We start from the raw sequence: 17,033 nt of genomic DNA on the forward strand, positions 1-17,033 counted from the left end.
TTATAAATCCAGATTGATAATATCGAGCTGCGCTCGTTTGTAGTCCTCAATACGGCCTATATCCAGCCAGTATTCACGTACCGGATACATGACAACATCCTTTTCTTGTTCAATGGATGACTCAAGTAGTGAGGGCATATCGATGTATCTGTTCTTAGACACCGACCGTCTTAACTCTGGGCTGATAATATAAATACCAGCGTTAATAAAGTAGTGCTCCACTGGTTTTTCTTGCATGTTAATAACTTTATTGTCTTTTCCCTGAATGACCCCAAAGGGTACTTGATATTCGTAGTCCCTGACGCACATAGTGGCATGAGCTTTTTGTTTGTTATGAAACTCTAAGACTTTTTCAAAATCGACATTGGTCAGGACGTCGCCATTTATTAAGAATAAGGGGAGGTCGGGGACATCATCGGGCAATAATCCTAAAGCACCGCCGGTCCCTAAAGGCTCTTCTTCATGTACGTAGGTAATATTCACTTTCCACTTTGAGCCATCGCCAAAGTAATCCCTTATCATTTCAGGTAAGTAATGAGTGGAAATATAAAAGTTTTTAAACCCAGAGCGAATAAAGCTGTTAAGGACAATTTCCAGTATCGGTTTGTCACCCACTTTAAGCAGAGGTTTGGGGCAGTTATCGGTTAGTGGGCGTAAGCGGGTACCAAAGCCACCGGCCATTATAAAAACCGGGTTTTCATAGGTTCTGCCTGAACCGGTTTTGTTGAGTGTTTCCAGCCCAACAACCTTTCCTTTTTCAAGCAAAGGAATTGCTAATAATCCCTTGGACTCCATGAGTTTAACGGCGTCTTTTCTGGTGACACTTTTGGGAGCAGTCACGGGCGTTTTGTTCATGACATGCTCGACCGGAGCATCGAGACCGACACCTTTTATTAAATGTCGGCGAATATCACCATCAGTTACTACACCGACTAAGTGTTCAGTATCATCAATGACTAACGCAATTCTTAAAGCTGCATTATCGATTACTTTGAGTGCTTCAAGAATGCTCTGATTAGACTTCAATAAAATATTATGCCAACGGTAACTCATCGCTTTTCCTTTATTGGCGTAACGGTCATTTTTGGAGCGTAAACTATGTGGTTATCGGGTATCGATTTATTCACTGTCGCACCAGCAGCAATAATAGAGTTATGACCGATAGTGAGCCCCTGAATGATGTTTGCACCTGTACCAATGTGCACGTTATTTCCAACATTAACACCGCCTGATAGATTAGCGCCAGGCGCGATATGACAATTCTGTCCAACTGTTACATCGTGCTCAATAATAGCCCCGGAGTTGATAATACTGTTCTCTTTAATTAAAGCTCCTGAGTTAATAATTGCTCGGGGGAGAACCTGTACACCAGTGTTTAACGTTGCATTATCAGAAATAATGGCAGAGGGATCGTTTATTGACATAAAGTCGTATCCCCTTGTTGCAAAAAACTGATATATCTCCTGCCTTTTGTGATCATAGGGGAGGCTGCCCAGGCCATTAATTAGAACGACATCATTTGTGTCAAAGGTTAATACATCGTTGTCGCTTTGGAGCCACTGTAGTTGCTTAAAAGCAGCTTCGAGAGGCTCAGGAGAAACCACCGCAAACAAGGAAATATTGTTTCGGATGCACAGATCCAGGCAGACACTTGCGTGGCCACCGGCACCAACGAGTAAAACTTTCTTGTCACTCAAAAATGAGTTCTCCGGCTTCATAATCCTGTGTACAAATTTTGCCCTGAATATTCCAGTAGTAGACTGGGGAGAGTCCTCCGCCAGGTCTTTTTACGGCGATATCCTCTTTAGTAAAGACTTGTCCTGCTTTTAGTCTGCGTGCCGCGACTAAGCTTCTGCGAGCAACCGGTTTATTGTTAATCTCACTTTTTGTCGGGCGTTTTATACCGTCACCAAGAGCTTTCTCTACCGTCCTAATTGACGCCACCATTTGTTTCAACTGTTCAGGTTCCAGTGACGCTTTGTGATCCGGACCCTCTAAATGGCGATCCAGAGTGAAATGCTTTTCGATAATGCGTGCGCCTTTTGCCGCTGCGGCAATGGGAATAATAATACCGTCGCTATGATCAGAGTATCCAACAGGAAGTTTGAACGCCTGATGGATCGTATCCATTGCGTTTAAGTTTATCTCATCGAAAGGCGCGGGATACTCCGTGGTACAGTGCAAAATAGTGACTTTGTCCTGCAGCACTCGTTGCCCTTCAGAAGAGGCATAAGCGGCTTCAAAATCTGTTAGTGCAGGTTTTTCTGTTGTTTTATCGAGATAGCCAAAGGCAATAATGGCCAATGCGGTTTCTATTTCAGCCAGGGTTGCCATACCGGTAGAAACAACTAAGTCACATTGCGTTCGCGCGTGGGCCAGCAAAAAAGGCGCATTGGTTATCTCGCCTGATGGCACTTTCAGACGTTTTAGCCCTAAGTCATTGACTAGAAAATTGAGGCTCTCATCATCAAACGCGGTAGAAAGGAATTCTATTCCCAATTCGTTGCTGTACGCCACTAGTTCATAATGCAACTCAGGCGCTAACTCGAGTCGTTTGAGCATGTCATATTGGCTTTCTTTCTTGCCTGTGTTTTCGGTTTGGTAGTTTGCTTGCTGCGCTTCTTTAGTCACCAGTTTGTCGGCTTTAAATGTTTGAAATTTAACGATATCAGCTCCCGCATCTCTGGCTGCTTTTATTAGCTCTCTGGCCAGTCCCGGGTCACCATTATGATTAACCCCGGCTTCTGCAATAATGAGGGTCATTGGCTCTCTCCAATATCGTAAAAAATCTTCGTTCTATTCAAATTAGCAGACTTAAGAATGTCAATGATTTTACGGCTGGCGTTGCCTTGTCCGTAAGGGTTATTGATATTTTCACCGAACTCCGTAGTAACAGCTCTATCTATTGCGTTTACGATAGCATCGTATGAACCTTCGCAATGAAGGACACTTTCCGCTGCTAAGCGGCCCAACTGGCGCTGACCTATATTGACAGTCGGTGTACTGAAAGAGGGGGCTTCGATAATTCCACTCGAAGAGTTTCCGATTACTGCATTAGCATGTTTAATAGCGCTTAAGTAACGCTGCTGACCTAATGATGGAATGGCAATAACGCGATTTTCATTTGCATCTGCATATTGCTCAATAAGCGGAATAATTTGTCGTCCGCCATCGTCAGCATTCGGATAAGTGAAAATGACGTCAAACTCAGGATAGTTATCCAGAGCTTGAGTCAAGTTTCTGAAAGTTTCAACCGGCGGTTCGTCAGCTAATGTTACCGGATGGTACGTGACAACGAAGAAGTCCTGGCGCAACTCAAAGCTAAGGGAGTTGGCAAGCTCTTTGTGATCTAGCAGCTTTGTGCGTGCTATGTGATCTAAGCCGAGTGCGCCAACATTAAAAACGCGATCAGGTGTTTCGCCAAGCTGAATGACTCGCTTTCGGTATTCTTCCGTCGCAGTAGCATGCAGATAACTTAATTTGGTAATGGCATGGCGAATAGCGTCATCATAGGCACCTTCGGTAATTTCACCACCGTGAATATGCAGTATCGGTATTCGCATTAACATAGCAGATTGGGCTATTCCTAAAGCTTCATAACGATCGCCCAGAATAACCACAATATCAGGCTGTAGTCTGGTCAAGGCATCGGCGTAACCGATAATACCCATGCCAAGGCTTTTAGCGGTACCCTGTGCAGTATCTGAGGAGAGCAGCATCTCGACTTTTTCATCAATTTTAAAACCATCTTGTTCAATGTGCTCCGCGGTATAACCGAATTCCGGTGATAAGTGCGAGCCAGACGCTATAACCTGCAAATGAAATGCGGGGTCTTCGCGTAAATCGTGAAGCAGCCAGTATAAAAGTCCGTAATCAGCGCGGGTTCCGGTAAAAACGGTCACCTTCATTGGTCACCCCTCTTTAAAATGGGTGAACTTGGTATATTCACCAAACGGGATTGTATATCCTCTGATACCGTCAGCTTACCACGTGGGCAATGCTCGAACATGGGAAGTCTATTCATTAAATGCCATGCTGGACGACACATAATCCCAGCGTTATTTTGTTCTTCAATGACAGCATTGCGCAGGTCACTATGCTCACACAAAATAGCATTTAACCAAAAGTTGGAGCGACACTCTGAAGGTTCATCGATAAACTGGAAACTGGAGCTTTTAAAGAACGCCTTGTATTGTTCTGCAAGTTCACGTTTTTTCTTAATAAATGTTTCCAGATGCCTCATTTGTGCGCAACCTAAAGCTGCATTAAGGTTTGGCATTCGGTAATTAAAGCCCGGTTCGTCATGATAGAACTCGTAGGGATGAGCAGCCTTAGCTGTTGTCGTTATGTGCTTTGCTCTATGACCTTCGGTTTCATCGGCACACAGCAGCATACCACCGCCGCCGGTGGTAATAATTTTGTTGCCGTTAAAGCTCAGAGCTGAAAAACGAGCTTTAGTTCCAGTGTGCTGACCCTTATAAAATGAGCCTAAACTCTCAGCTGCATCTTCTACCAGCTCGATGTTCCACTTGTTACATATAGCCAGTAATTCATCTAATTGAACCGGGTGCCCAAAAGTATGCATAGGAACGCAGGCACGGATTTTTCGCTTAGACGTTTTGTGAACGCAATTTTGTCCATCTGTTATTGCATGTTCTTCAAGAAAGGACTCAAGTGCAATAGGGCACATTCCCATGGTTTGATAGGCCACATCGATAAAAATTGGCTCAGCCCCCATGTGATGAATTGCATTGCAGGTTGCGACAAAAGTCAGTGCCTGAGTAATGACATAATCACCGCTCTGAACACCCGCCATATATAGAGCGGCGTGAAGAGCTGCGGTACCATTGACTGTTGCTATTGCTCTATGAGCTCCGGTAAAAGCCTCCACTTGGTTCTCAAAACTAGTGACGTACTCACCGACGCTGGAAACAAAGGTGCTTTCTATAGTCTCGAGAACATTTCGTTTTTCCTGTTCGCCAAAGGTTGGCGCATGTAAGGGAATAAACTCATTGGTCTGGTAGAGTGACCGGATAAACTCGCTGAGTTGAGATGCCGTAGGTGACATAAGACTAATTCACATTTTACCGTCGAGGTACTTGCCGGTTTCTTTATGATCAAAGTTTGGCAGCAAGGTACAGAAGAGATCAACTACATCCTGTTTGTTCCAGCATTTTGAATGCTTGAGTTTAAGGACTTTGTCTTCAAAGTTTTTCAGTAAATCAGATGAGTAATTCAGCTCATTCTTAACCACACCAATATTGTGAAAGCGGTTCATGTCGATAGTTTCATCTTGAGTGAAAAACTCTTCAAAGTCTTTTTCTCCGGTGGTGTCACTTCTCGTAAAAAGGCATGGCCACTGGCCTTTTTCTGGTAATGTTAAAGCCAGAGCTCTTGCTTCATCTTCTGACTGACACAGCACGGGTTCTAAGCCTCTTTGCTTTAAGTATTTCTCGGCAATTTCAGAAAAAGTAATCAAGTGTAGAGCTTCGCTCAGCTTTGGAAAGAAGATGTCTCTGTTTTCGCCGAAAATACAGGACATAAGACATAATTCGCCTGACTCTCTCGGAGTAACGAAATAGCGTTTAATGTCGTTGGGCGCAACAATCGGCTGTCTTTTCTGAATGCGTTGATTAAAACCATGCAAAAGCGAGCCGTCTGAAAAGGCGACATTAGCGAAACGAGCCGTTGATATATCTATTTGTTCACCGCGCTTCATTAAAAACATTTCCATGATTCGCTTTGATGCGCCCATCATGTTGACTGGGTTCGCTGCTTTGTCAGTCGAAACACAGAAATACTTTTGGCTGCCATTTTTTATCGCGTGCTCAATGGTTTTGTCGGTATTGAAGATATTGACGTCTAGCATTCGCATTAATGTGAATGGGTCTTTTTCACTACGAACATGTTTTAAAGCCGATAAATTGAGGACATAGTCATACTGCCCGTAGTGGTTCATTAAGGCATCGAACTCCAATGAGCCAATATCCAGAGCGAAGGTTTTAAAGTCGCCATTGATATAGCCCAGCGAGCTACGGACATCTCTGACAAGTTCAACTAAGTTGTTTTCACTAATGTCAACGACATGAATTCGTTTAGGAGAACGTTTGAAAATTTCTTTAACAACCGATTGCCCAATTGAACCTGCGCCACCCAAAACAAGGAAACTGGAAGAAGAAACTCGTTCGCAAAGTTCCGTTTCATGATTTAGAATATCGCCAGAGAACAGCTCTCGATCGCGACCAATTAACGATAAAATATTATCCACGTTATGTATTTTATGAGTCTGAATTGGTTATAGATTGTAATCGGCAGAGTATGCTATGTCTTGAGTTAATGCAATTCAAATGGGTAGTTTAAGTGGGTGGCGGTTGTTAGTTTTATTTCAATAAAAACAAAGAAACCGACCTAGAGGTCGGTTTCTTTTATCCCTACGCTAAAAAGCCTAGGTAAGTAATCTTTAAAGCGCTTGGATCTTAGCGTTCAAACGGCTCTTGTGACGTGCCGCTTTGTTTTTGCTGATCAAGCCTTTAGTTGCGTAACGATCCAACAGAGGGGTTACGTTTTTCAGTGCTGCAGTTGCAGCTTCTTTGTCTTTGCTCTCAATCGCAGCGTTTACGCGCTTGAGGTAGGTACGCATCATTGAGCGACGGCTTGCATTGTGGCGGCGATTTTTCTCGGCTTGGATCGCACGCTTTTTAGCAGACTTAATGTTAGCCAAGGTGAACTCCTAAAATTCGTTAACTTACGCTTGTCTTGTAAAGGCCGCAGATTATGCCTTTTCTGTCGGAAAAGTCAACAGCCTTGGGATAAAAAAGATGGTTTTTTGCGGACTGTCTCCGCGGGTGTTTGCACCTTCGGTGCGGCTGTTTGGGCCTGCGGCCCGGTTACTTGTTGCTGCGCAACGGCTGTTGTCGGCTTCGCCGAGGCTGTTTGCCGCTTCGCTTGCCGGGGACGAAATACTATTTGCGTCACCCAAACAGCAAAAGGCTAAGCATCTAATTGTAAAAGCAAAGCAAATTTGCGATATTTCCCACACAACAAATGCCATAATTTTCCCGGCGAGCGAAGCGAGCCGAAAACAGCCGCAACCGCCGAAGGCAGGTTGCCAACAGCCGCGCCGCAGGAGCTAACAGCCGCTGCGCGCGTAGCAAGCAGCAAACAGCCGTTGGCGAAGCCAACAAAAAGCCGCGGACAACGTCCGCAAACAGCCGCGCCGAAGGCGCAAATAGCCGTCGCAAAGCGACAAAGGATTGTAGTGTCAAAATCGTTGCTCAAATCCGGATTCATCGTCAGCTTTATGACCCTCATCTCGCGGGTTCTCGGGCTGGTGCGCGACGTGGTGATCGCGAACCTGATGGGGGCCGGCGCGGCGGCGGATGTGTTCTTCTTTGCCAACAAAATCCCCAATTTTCTGAGACGGTTGTTTGCCGAGGGCGCCTTTGCTCAGGCGTTTGTGCCGGTACTGACCGAATACAAACAGGGGCGGGAACTTCCCGAGCAGCAACTGCTGATCGCGCGGGTGTCCGGCACCCTGGGTACCATCATCACCGTCGTGACGTTGTTTGGTGTGATCGCGTCGCCGGTGGTGACCGCGCTGTTCGGTATGGGCTGGTTCCTGGACTGGTGGCACGACGGCCCGCAGGGACATAAATTTGAGCTCGCCAGCGACTTGTTGCGCATCACCTTTCCTTATTTATGGTTTATTACTTTTACCGCGATGGCCGGGGCGATCCTCAATACGCTGGGTAAATTCGCGGTGGCGGCGTTTACGCCGGTGTTTCTTAACATCGCCATCATAGCGGCGGCGATTTGGCTGGCACCCAACCTCGAGCAGCCGGAATATGGGCTGGCGTGGGGTGTGTTTTTCGGTGGTCTGATCCAGCTCTTATTCCAAATCCCGTTCCTTAAAAAGGCGGGACTTTTGGTCCGCCCACAATGGGGCTGGAAAGATCCCGGCGTGACCAAAATTCGCAAGTTGATGCTACCGGCCATCTTCGGCGTGTCGGTCAGTCAAATCAACTTACTGTTAGACACCTTGATTGCCAGCTTCCTGATGACCGGCTCCATCAGTTGGCTGTATTACTCCGACCGGCTCTTAGAGTTCCCGCTCGGATTGTTCGGCATTGCGATTGCGACGGTGATTCTGCCGGCGCTGTCCTCACGGCATGTGGATAAATCGCCGCAGGAGTTCACCAAAACCCTCGACTGGGGTATCCGCATGGTGCTGATCCTCGGGGTGCCGGCGATGGCGGGTCTGTTTTTCCTGGCCGAGCCGATGTTAATGGTGTTGTTTATGCACGGCGCGTTCTCACCGGACGATGCGCGCATGGCGTCTTACAGTCTGATGGCATACTCCGCCGGTCTGCTGAGTTTTATGCTGGTTAAGGTGCTTGCTACCGGATTTTATTCGCGTCAGGATACCAAACGCCCGGTAAAATTCGGCATCATCGCCATGGTTGCCAATATGGTGTTCAACATCGCGCTGGCGATCCCGTTCAGTTACGTCGGGCTGGCCATGGCGACCGCCGCTTCCGCCGCCATCAATGCCGGTTTACTCGGCTTTACGTTACATAAAGAAGGGGTGCTCAAAGCCCAACCCGGCACCTGGCGTTTTATCATCCAGGTTATCCTCGCCACCGCGGCGATGGTCGCCGTCATTTTGTGGTTCAGCCCCGCCACCGAAGCCTGGCGCACCACCTCCGTCATCGAACGCCCCTGGCTACTGGCCCAGGTCATCGGCCTAGGCGCCGCTACCTACCTCGCCACCTTGCTCATCACCGGCCTGCGCCCACGACACATCGCCGGCCACCGGTAATAGCGCCTTCGGCGCGGTTGTTTGTTGCTGCGCAACGGTTATTTGCGCCTGCGGCGCGGCTATTGGCAACCTGCCTTCGGCGGTTGCGGCTGTTATCGATTCGCTTACCACGGCGTAGGTCGCGCTTTCAGCGCGACTAGGTCTGGGAAAGGCTGTTAGTCAGGCGGTGTAATGAGATTTGAATTCGGGTGTTGGTGTTTTGCCACTGCTTTATGTCCGGATGGGTTAACCAGTTTAAGTCTTTGCCGATGGCTAGTTGTGTTTCGAGTTCCGCACTCGACCCGATGGCGTAAAACAGGATTCTCCGCCGGTCCGCCATCGTGTCCCTCACCATGGCTTCCGCTATATTGCTCGGAATCGACAGCGCTGAACGACCAATTTGGTCTCTAAAGAAATAGTGCTTAGAGTCACTGACATGGCGCAAAACAGCGGTTGCCAGCGCCATCGACTCTTGCCAAACCCAAAGTGTGTGATAGTTCATCGCTTCACCCAAATGACAAAAGCCTAGCAACTCATTCTAAAAGCAAAGCAAATTTGCGATATTTCCCACACAACAAATGCCATAATTTTCCCGGCGAGCGAAGCGAGCCGAAAACAGCCGCAACCGCCGAAGGCAGGTTGCCAATAGCCGCGCCGCAGGCGCCAACAGCCGCTGCGAGCGAAGCAAGCAGCAAACAGCCGTTGGCGAAGCCAACAAAAAGCCGCGGACAACGTCCGTAAACAGCCGTGGTTTCACGCCCAGGTTTCGGTTATAATCGGCGCTTTCTCAAACACTCGAAAAACAGGGTACGGACTCGCCCGTCATGGAACTGATTCGCGGTACACACAATTTACGTGCAGAGCACCGGGGTTGCGTATTAACCATCGGCAACTTCGATGGCGTGCATTTAGGCCACCAGGCGGTACTGCGGCAGGTGCGGGCGAAGGCTGAGGCGTTGGGCGTGCCGTCGGCGGTAATGACCTTTGAACCCCAGCCACAGGAGTTGTTCCAGCCGGAGCAGGCGCCGGCGCGCTTGACCAACTGGCGCGAAAAGTACCTGGCGCTGCGTGATCAGGATGTTGATCGCCACATCGTTATCGAATTTAATAAAAAATTCGCCAGCCAACCGGCCCGCGAATTCATTGAAAAGACTCTGGTTGAAAAACTCGGTGTGAAGTTTCTGGTGGTCGGCGACGACTTCCGTTTTGGCTACAAGCGCGAAGGCGACTTCAGCCTTCTGCAGCAAGCCGGTAAAGAGCTTGGCTTTGAAGTGGTCGACACCCGCAGTTACCGCCAGCAGCAACAGCGGGTCAGCAGTACCGCCATTCGTAAAGCGTTGGCAGAGGGCGACTTTAAAAACGCCGAAGCCATGCTCGGCCGCCCTTATCAAATGCAGGGTAAAGTCGTACACGGGCGCAAAAATGGCCGCACCATCGGCTTTCCCACTGCCAACATCCCGTTAAAACGCTTAAAAAGCCCGCTACACGGCGTCTTCGCGGTAACGGTAACCATAAGTCGTGCCGAAGGCACGACCTACGACGATACCGATGTAGGTCGCGCCTTCGGCGCGACAAACAGCCGCGACGCAGGCGCAAATAACCGTTGCGCAGCAACAAACACCCGTGCCGAAGGCACATACCACGGCGTCGCCAACCTCGGCACCCGCCCAACCCTGAACGGCGACGAAGTCCAATTAGAAGTGCATTTATTCGATTTTTCAGGCAACCTGTACGGTCAACGAGTCACCGTCACACCGGTTGCTAAACTTAGAGCAGAGCAACGCTTTGCCTCGTTAGAACATTTGAAACAACAGATAGAAAAAGATGCCGCTCGCGCTAAACAACTGTTGGCTCACGAAGCCGAACGTTAGCGTGATGTCGTTATAACTATGCGGAAATGGAAACAGTGACCCATGAGTGAATACAAGCATACGCTAAACCTGCCGGAAACGGCGTTCCCGATGCGCGGTAACCTGGCGCAGCGTGAACCGAAAATGCTCAAAGACTGGTACGCCGATGATCTGTACGGAGCCATCCGTCAGGCCAAACAAGGCAAGCCGAGTTTTATTTTGCACGACGGCCCTCCGTACGCGAACGGCAAAATTCACATTGGTCACGCCGTTAACAAGATTCTGAAAGACGTTATCGTGAAAGCGAAAACGTTGAGCGATTTCGACGCACCCTATGTACCCGGCTGGGACTGTCATGGTTTGCCGATCGAACTGCAGGTTGAGAAAAAACACGGTAAACCGGGCCAGAAACTGAGCCTGGCGGAGTTCCGTGAAAAATGCCGTGAGTACGCGCAAACGCAAATCGATCAGCAACGCGACGACTTTAAACGTCTGGGCGTGTTGGGTGACTGGGATAACCCGTACCTGACCATGAACTTTAAGCAGGAAGCCGACAGCGTTCGTGCACTCGCCAAAATCATCGAAAAAGGCCATATGCACCAAGGCTTCAAGCCGGTGCACTGGTGTACCGACTGTGGTTCGGCGCTGGCTGAAGCCGAGGTTGAGTACAAAGACAAAACCTCACCGGCGATTGATGTAAAAATGCCGCTGGCGGCCACCGAAGAAGCGCTGACCCGTTTCAGTACGCCGGAAGGTCATGCCGGTGAAGGCAAGCTCAGTATGGTTATCTGGACCACCACACCGTGGACCATTCCGGCTAACCGCGCGGTGACACTGGCGGAAGGGCTGGAATACGCGCTGGTACAAATTGAGCAGGACGACGATCGCGAAGCCGAGCGCGTCATCCTCGCCAGTGACCTGGTCAATGACTGTATGGATCGCTGGGGCATCAAGCATTATCACAAGCTGGGCTTCAGCACTGGTAAAAAGCTGGAAGGCCTGCAACTGAATCATCCGCTGTTTGATTTTAACGTGCCGGTGATTCTCGGTGACCACGTCACGACCGAAAGCGGTACCGGTTGTGTGCATACCGCGCCGGGCCATGGTGTGGACGACTTTTTGGTGGGTCAAAAGTACGGCATCGAGGTGTATAACCCGGTGGGCGACAACGGCGTTTATAAAGACGACACGCCGATGTTTGCCGGTCAGCACGTATTCAAAGCCAATCAGCCGATCATCGACGCGCTGCGCGATGCCGGTAACCTGATGCACGCGGAAGCGTACGAGCACTCGTATCCGCACTGCTGGCGTCACAAAACGCCGATCATTTTCCGGGCCACACCGCAGTGGTTTATCAGCATGGAAAAACAAGGCCTGCGTCAGCACGCACTGGAACAGATTAAGCAGGTCGGCTGGTTCCCGGAGTGGGGTGAAAGCCGTATTGCGTCGATGGTTGAAGGCCGTCCGGACTGGTGTATTTCGCGGCAGCGTACCTGGGGTAACCCGATTGCGGTGTTTGTTCATAAAGACACTGAAGAGCTGCACCCGAACACACTGGAGCTGATGGAAAAAGTCGCGCAGTTGATCGAAAAAGACGGCGTGCAGGCGTGGTTCGATTTAGAGCCGGAAACGCTGCTGGGCGATGAAGCCAAAGATTATCGTAAAGTCACCGACACGCTCGACGTGTGGTTTGACTCCGGTGTGACCCATCACTGCGTACTGCGTGAGTTCAAAGGCCTGAGCTGGCCGGCGGATCTGTACCTGGAAGGTTCGGATCAGCACCGTGGCTGGTTCCAGAGCTCATTGGTGACCGGTGTCGCGATGTATGACGAAGCGCCTTACCATCAGGTACTGACGCACGGCTTCACCGTCGACGCTAAGGGCCGTAAAATGTCCAAATCCATCGGTAACGTGGTGGCGCCGCAGGATGTGATGAACAAACTCGGTGGCGATATCCTGCGTTTGTGGGTGGCGTCTGCCGATTACTCCGGCGAGATGACGGTATCGGACGAAATTCTCAAGCGTTCAGCCGATGCGTACCGTCGTATCCGTAATACCTCGCGCTTCCTGCTGGCCAACCTGAGTGGTTTCGACCCGGCGCAACACCGTGTCGCGATGGCCGATATGGTCGAGTTGGATCGCTGGATTGTCGGCCGTGCAGCTGACCTGCAGAAGCAACTGGTGGAGCATTACAATAACTACCAGTTCCTCACGGTGGTACAAAAGCTGATGCATTTCTGCTCCATCGAACTGGGCAGTTTTTACCTCGACATCATCAAGGATCGTCAGTACACCGCCAAGGCCGACAGCTTAGCGCGTCGTTCTTGTCAGACCGCGCTGTATCATATCGCTGAGGCGCTGGTACGCTGGATGGCTCCGATTTGCAGCTTCACCGCGCAAGAAATTTGGGAACTGTTGCCGGGACAACGTTCTAAGTATGTATTTACCGAAGTCTGGTATGACGGTTTTGCCGAGTTTGCCGGCGTTAAAGACGAAGAAAATCAGTTCTGGATGCAACTGCTGGAAGTCCGTGACAGTGTCAATCAGGCGCTGGAACAGGCGCGTCGTAACGACGTCATCGGCGGTTCGTTACAGGCGGAAGTGACGCTGTTTGCGGACGACGCACTGGCGGCTAAACTGGCGCGCCTGGGTGATGAGCTGCGGTTTGCGCTGCTGACCTCGGAAGCGACGGTAAAACCGTTAGCCGAAGCGGATGCTGAATCGTTAAAAGCCGAAAAACTGCCACTGGCGGTCAGTGTTGCTGCGAGCAACTACAAGAAATGTGAGCGTTGCTGGCATCACCGCGAGGAAGTCGGCACCATCGACGGCCACGACGATTTGTGTCAGCGTTGCGTAACCAACATTGACGGAGAAGGTGAGGAACGTCGTTTTGCCTAACGAGATGCTAAAAAAACGCGCCTCCGGGCTGCGCTATCTGTGGATAACCGTGCTGATGGTGATCGTCGATCAGATCACCAAAGTGTGGGTGGCCGCGGAGTTTGAACTGTACGAAAGCCGGGTAGTGATTGACGGCTTGTTTAACCTCACCTACGTTCACAATTACGGCGCTGCGTTCAGTTTTCTGAGTGACGGTGGAGGCTGGCAACGCTGGTTCTTTACCGTCATCGCCATCGCCATCAGTGCGGTGCTGCTGATCTGGCTGCGCCGCAACCCGGTAAATTTCTGGCGCCAGAATCTGTCGTTCGCGTTGATTTTATCCGGTGCTATCGGTAACGTCGCCGACCGCATGATGTACGGCTACGTCATCGACTTTTTGGACGTGCACTATCAGGGCTGGCACTGGCCGGCCTTTAACGTCGCCGATATGGCCATCACCATTGGTGCGGCATTGATGTTATTAGAAGCCTTCGTGGAGAATCGTCGTGACGATACCGAAGCGGAGCGCGAGGAGGGTAAGAAGTAGTATGAGTCGTTTACCCATCGAAGATGGTCGCGAAGTGGTCATGCATTTTACCATCAAGCTGTCGGACGGCTCGGTCGCCGACAGCACCAAGATGTCCGGTAAGCCGGCGAAATTTCGTATGGGCGACGGTAGCCTGACGGAAAACTTCGAAGCTTGCCTGATTGGCCTGCGTGCCGGCTCTAAGCGTGAATTTACGCTGGAACCTAAAGACGCTTTCGGCGAGCCGAACCCGGATAACTTTTATTACGTGGACTCGTCTAAGTTCAGTGACGAAACCAAACCGGAAGTGGGTGCCATTCTGGCCTTTACCCAACCGGACGGTACTGAGCTGCCGGGCATTGTCCGCAAAATCAATGGTCCAACCGTTACCATCGATTTTAATCACCCGCTGGCCGGCCAGACGGTGATTTTTGATGTCGAAATTATCAGTGTTGAGCCTTAATGGCGTTAATCGCGCCAGTTGCTGAAGGCTCCGGAGGAATTATGCAAATACTGTTAGCCAACCCACGCGGGTTTTGTGCCGGTGTTGACCGCGCCATTACCATCGTTGAACGTGCGCTGGAAATTTTTGAACCGCCGATATATGTGCGCCACGAAGTGGTGCATAACAAATACGTGGTGAATTCATTAAAAGACGCAGGCGCAGTATTTGTCGAAGAGCTGGACGAAGTGCCTGACGACGCCATTGTCATTTTCAGTGCGCACGGGGTGTCGCAGGCGGTACGTCAAAACGCCAAAGACCGTGGTCTGAAAGTGTTTGACGCCACTTGCCCACTGGTGACCAAAGTGCATATGGAAGTCACCCGTGCCAGCCGCAAAGGGCATGAGTGCGTATTAATCGGCCACGCCGGCCATCCGGAAGTCGAAGGTACCATGGGCCAGTACGCCAATCCTAACGGTGGCATGTACCTGGTTGAATCGCCGGACGATGTGGCGACGTTGCAGGTGAAAGATCCCGACAACCTGCATTACATGAGTCAGACCACGCTGTCGGTCGATGACACTGCGGATGTTATCGACGCCTTAAGAGCGCGCTTTCCGAACATTCAGGGACCGCGCAAGGATGATATTTGCTACGCCACCCAAAACCGCCAGGACGCGGTACGCGAACTGGCCGGCGAAGCTGACGTGATGCTGGTGGTCGGCGCCAGCAACAGTTCAAATTCAAATCGCCTGCGCGAGTTGTCGGAAAAAATGGGCACTCCGGCCTATTTGATCGACGACGCGAGTTGCATCGACCGCAGTTGGCTTGACGGCAAACAACGCATCGCCGTCACCGCCGGCGCTTCAGCTCCGGAAGTTTTGGTGAAATCAGTCATCGACCAATTACGCGACTGGGGCGGCGAGACCGTCACCGAACGCGAAGGCCGAGCCGAAAACATCACCTTCTCCATCCCGCCGGACTTGCGCCCGTAGCTTGCGGCTTTCGTAGCTTGCGCCTCTGGCGCAAGAACTCTTTGCCGCTGTAGCGGCGGCTAGTTCTGCCTTTACCGTGTCAGAATAAACCGCAGGCTATAGGCGTCAGCGGATAGGGTTAGAACAGCTCGGTGCGCGTCGATGACATCGAGTTGCCAGTCTATTTCCATTGCTTCAACTGAAACGCTACCTTCACGCCATTGCGCTGCGATATCGGCATGTAACGTCATCATGGCTTCGACCCGCTCCGCTCGTTGTTGCACCTTAAGTTGTGTCGCCAGGGCGGTTTGTAGTGCATATAAACTACTGGGGAGCCACAGGGCGAAAATCGCGGCGGCTACCAATACCTCCAGTAGTGAAAATCCATCATTCCTTTTCAAGCTGCGCATAATAGGCCTGCTGGCGCACAAATTGCTGCTCGTTACGCTGCTTGAGTAATAGCCACTGCCGGTGTTGTTGCGCCTGCAGCGCCTGTGCCTGAAACAGCAACCCTGCCAGCGCCATCGAGCTGAGCGCGGTGAGCGTCACCACCGTCATTAACACTGCCAGCCCGCGCTGGTGACGAAGATTAGCGCGCAACATGCAGAACCACCTCGCGCTTAAAGGCATGATAACTGTCATCGCGCGGCGACTTAGCTGTCAGTGCCAGCTTAAGTAACGCCGCCGCAGCGGTTGGGGTTAACTGCATAACCAGCTCGTCGACGGCAATATCATGGTAATGGCTCAGACTTTGCCAGCCACGCTCAGGGCAATGAGGGGCGAGGGTGTGGCGCTGTACCTGACGGTTTTTAACCCGATAGGCTAACAGCCGGCCGTCGTGCTGTGGCAGCAAATAGCAACGACCGCTTAATGCGATGGCGTCGGGGTTGGCATTGGCAGCATCTTGGGCGATCTGTTCAATCAGTGACTGTGCTGTTAAAAAAGCCTTGGTCGATTCGCCTGACCCCAGTTGCTGGCCCAACTGCCAGGCCCAGGTCTGCTGCACCGCGAGCACCACCAGCAAGCCCAGCGAAGCGGCGACCATCATTTCCAGTAAGCTCGCTCCGTTCTGACAACGCCTTAACATGGCCGCAACCCGCTAAGCCGTTGCCCAGCCGACTGACAGCGACGAATCCGGCCAAGCCCGCTGATAATAATCTTTACTGCATAACCGCCGTTACGCAACTCCAGGCTGCCGGCCCGGGCAAAACCGCTGGCTCCTTCAAAACTCAGCGGCGCACCGGCATAAAAGTTATGCGTCAACAGCAACCGCGGCGGCAGCTCCGTTGCCAACGACGCCAAATCCACCGTAACCGAACGGTCTTCAGCCATCGCAAAAGCCTTACGTTGTTGCAGTAACAACATCACCCGTTCACTCCATACCGCCATCTGCACCCGCTCCGAGGTCTGCTGTAACCCCGGCATCCCCGCCGCCAGCAAGAACGCCACCACCACCATCGACACCAATAACTCAAGCAAACTAAAGCCCATCACAACACCGCCCAAAACCACCCAGTTTAGCCACCTTGGGCCAAACGCCCATTGCACGGTAACGGATAAATTCGTA

The 17,033-nt window shown here is 50.9% G+C and carries 19 protein-coding genes; 6 read left to right on the forward strand and 13 right to left on the reverse strand.

The genetic code is table 11. The annotated features are described in order from the left end of the window. From C5610_RS03015 to C5610_RS13610, 8 genes are all read right to left on the reverse strand, one after another. A complete protein-coding gene (locus tag C5610_RS03015; RefSeq protein WP_105305840.1) occupies positions 1-1,053 on the reverse strand; it encodes a nucleotidyltransferase family protein in 1,053 nt (350 codons plus the stop codon). Further along, positions 1,050-1,697: an acetyltransferase gene (locus tag C5610_RS03020; RefSeq protein ID WP_158682648.1), complete on the reverse strand. Its 648-nt coding sequence runs from the start codon at positions 1,695-1,697 to the stop codon at positions 1,050-1,052. Before C5610_RS03020 ends, C5610_RS03015 begins: the two co-directional genes overlap by 4 nt. Beyond that, positions 1,690-2,763 carry an N-acetylneuraminate synthase gene (neuB, locus tag C5610_RS03025; RefSeq protein WP_105305842.1) on the reverse strand — a complete coding sequence of 358 codons (1,074 nt, stop codon included), beginning with the start codon at positions 2,761-2,763 and terminating at the stop codon, positions 1,690-1,692. The genes C5610_RS03020 and neuB overlap by 8 nt, the downstream gene beginning before the upstream one ends. Continuing rightward, the gene (gene neuC, locus C5610_RS03030; RefSeq protein ID WP_105305843.1) at positions 2,760-3,908 is read right to left on the reverse strand and encodes a UDP-N-acetylglucosamine 2-epimerase; all 1,149 of its coding nucleotides are present in this window, start codon (positions 3,906-3,908) and stop codon (positions 2,760-2,762) included. Before neuC ends, neuB begins: the two co-directional genes overlap by 4 nt. Next, positions 3,905-5,068, reverse strand: coding sequence for a LegC family aminotransferase (locus C5610_RS03035; protein ID WP_105305844.1), 1,164 nt, complete (start codon positions 5,066-5,068; stop codon positions 3,905-3,907). The genes neuC and C5610_RS03035 overlap by 4 nt, the downstream gene beginning before the upstream one ends. A gap of 9 nt (positions 5,069-5,077) precedes the next feature. Further along, the gene (locus C5610_RS03040; RefSeq protein WP_105305845.1) at positions 5,078-6,268 is read right to left on the reverse strand and encodes a UDP-N-acetylglucosamine 4,6-dehydratase; all 1,191 of its coding nucleotides are present in this window, start codon (positions 6,266-6,268) and stop codon (positions 5,078-5,080) included. A gap of 192 nt (positions 6,269-6,460) precedes the next feature. Then, on the reverse strand, positions 6,461-6,721 hold the full coding sequence (gene rpsT / locus C5610_RS03045) for a 30S ribosomal protein S20 (RefSeq protein ID WP_105305846.1): 261 nt from the start codon (positions 6,719-6,721) through the stop codon (positions 6,461-6,463). A gap of 269 nt (positions 6,722-6,990) precedes the next feature. Beyond that, positions 6,991-7,278 carry a hypothetical protein gene (locus C5610_RS13610; protein ID WP_187346300.1) on the reverse strand — a complete coding sequence of 96 codons (288 nt, stop codon included), beginning with the start codon at positions 7,276-7,278 and terminating at the stop codon, positions 6,991-6,993. On the opposite strand from C5610_RS13610, the gene murJ reads away from it, so the two are divergent. Then, entirely contained in the window at positions 7,259-8,818 is a 1,560-nt protein-coding gene (murJ, locus tag C5610_RS03050) for a murein biosynthesis integral membrane protein MurJ (RefSeq protein ID WP_105307684.1), read from the forward strand. The genes C5610_RS13610 and murJ overlap by 20 nt on opposite strands. 136 nt (positions 8,819-8,954) lie before the next feature. Here murJ and C5610_RS03055 read toward each other — a convergent pair whose 3' ends face one another. After that, positions 8,955-9,299: a four helix bundle protein gene (locus C5610_RS03055; RefSeq protein ID WP_105305847.1), complete on the reverse strand. Its 345-nt coding sequence runs from the start codon at positions 9,297-9,299 to the stop codon at positions 8,955-8,957. A gap of 322 nt (positions 9,300-9,621) precedes the next feature. Between C5610_RS03055 and ribF the strand changes: the two genes are divergently transcribed. The 5 genes from ribF to ispH are packed head-to-tail and all read left to right on the forward strand — an operon-like array spanning position 9,622 to position 15,487. Further along, positions 9,622-10,668 carry a bifunctional riboflavin kinase/FAD synthetase gene (gene ribF / locus C5610_RS03060; protein ID WP_105305848.1) on the forward strand — a complete coding sequence of 349 codons (1,047 nt, stop codon included), beginning with the start codon at positions 9,622-9,624 and terminating at the stop codon, positions 10,666-10,668. Between the two features lie 42 nt (positions 10,669-10,710). Then, a complete protein-coding gene (ileS, locus tag C5610_RS03065; RefSeq protein ID WP_105305849.1) occupies positions 10,711-13,545 on the forward strand; it encodes an isoleucine--tRNA ligase in 2,835 nt (944 codons plus the stop codon). Positions 13,546-13,549: 4 nt separating this feature from the next. Beyond that, positions 13,550-14,071 carry a signal peptidase II gene (gene lspA / locus C5610_RS03070; RefSeq protein WP_105305850.1) on the forward strand — a complete coding sequence of 174 codons (522 nt, stop codon included), beginning with the start codon at positions 13,550-13,552 and terminating at the stop codon, positions 14,069-14,071. A 1-nt stretch (position 14,072) separates the two neighbouring features. After that, entirely contained in the window at positions 14,073-14,513 is a 441-nt protein-coding gene (gene fkpB, locus C5610_RS03075; RefSeq protein WP_105305851.1) for an FKBP-type peptidyl-prolyl cis-trans isomerase, read from the forward strand. 41 nt (positions 14,514-14,554) lie between these two features. Further along, complete coding sequence (ispH, locus tag C5610_RS03080) at positions 14,555-15,487, forward strand: 4-hydroxy-3-methylbut-2-enyl diphosphate reductase (RefSeq protein WP_105307685.1); 933 nt, start codon at positions 14,555-14,557, stop codon at positions 15,485-15,487. A gap of 71 nt (positions 15,488-15,558) precedes the next feature. Here ispH and C5610_RS03085 read toward each other — a convergent pair whose 3' ends face one another. Genes C5610_RS03085 through C5610_RS03100 form a run of 4 tightly spaced genes read right to left on the reverse strand, consistent with a single transcriptional unit; the run spans position 15,559 to position 16,960 of the window. Continuing rightward, positions 15,559-15,876, reverse strand: coding sequence for a type II secretion system protein J (locus C5610_RS03085; RefSeq protein ID WP_105305852.1), 318 nt, complete (start codon positions 15,874-15,876; stop codon positions 15,559-15,561). Next, complete coding sequence (locus C5610_RS03090; RefSeq protein WP_105305853.1) at positions 15,854-16,069, reverse strand: Type II secretion pathway-like protein; 216 nt, start codon at positions 16,067-16,069, stop codon at positions 15,854-15,856. The genes C5610_RS03085 and C5610_RS03090 overlap by 23 nt, the downstream gene beginning before the upstream one ends. Next, positions 16,056-16,553, reverse strand: a complete 498-nt coding sequence (locus C5610_RS03095) for a hypothetical protein (RefSeq protein ID WP_158682649.1) — start codon at positions 16,551-16,553, stop codon at positions 16,056-16,058. The genes C5610_RS03090 and C5610_RS03095 overlap by 14 nt, the downstream gene beginning before the upstream one ends. Then, positions 16,547-16,960, reverse strand: coding sequence for a prepilin-type N-terminal cleavage/methylation domain-containing protein (locus C5610_RS03100; RefSeq protein ID WP_158682650.1), 414 nt, complete (start codon positions 16,958-16,960; stop codon positions 16,547-16,549). Before C5610_RS03100 ends, C5610_RS03095 begins: the two co-directional genes overlap by 7 nt. Positions 16,961-17,033: the final 73 nt, after the last annotated feature.

It is taken from the genome of Idiomarina sp. OT37-5b, from assembly GCF_002968395.1.
GTDB classification, from domain to species: domain Bacteria; phylum Pseudomonadota; class Gammaproteobacteria; order Enterobacterales; family Alteromonadaceae; genus Idiomarina; species Idiomarina aquatica.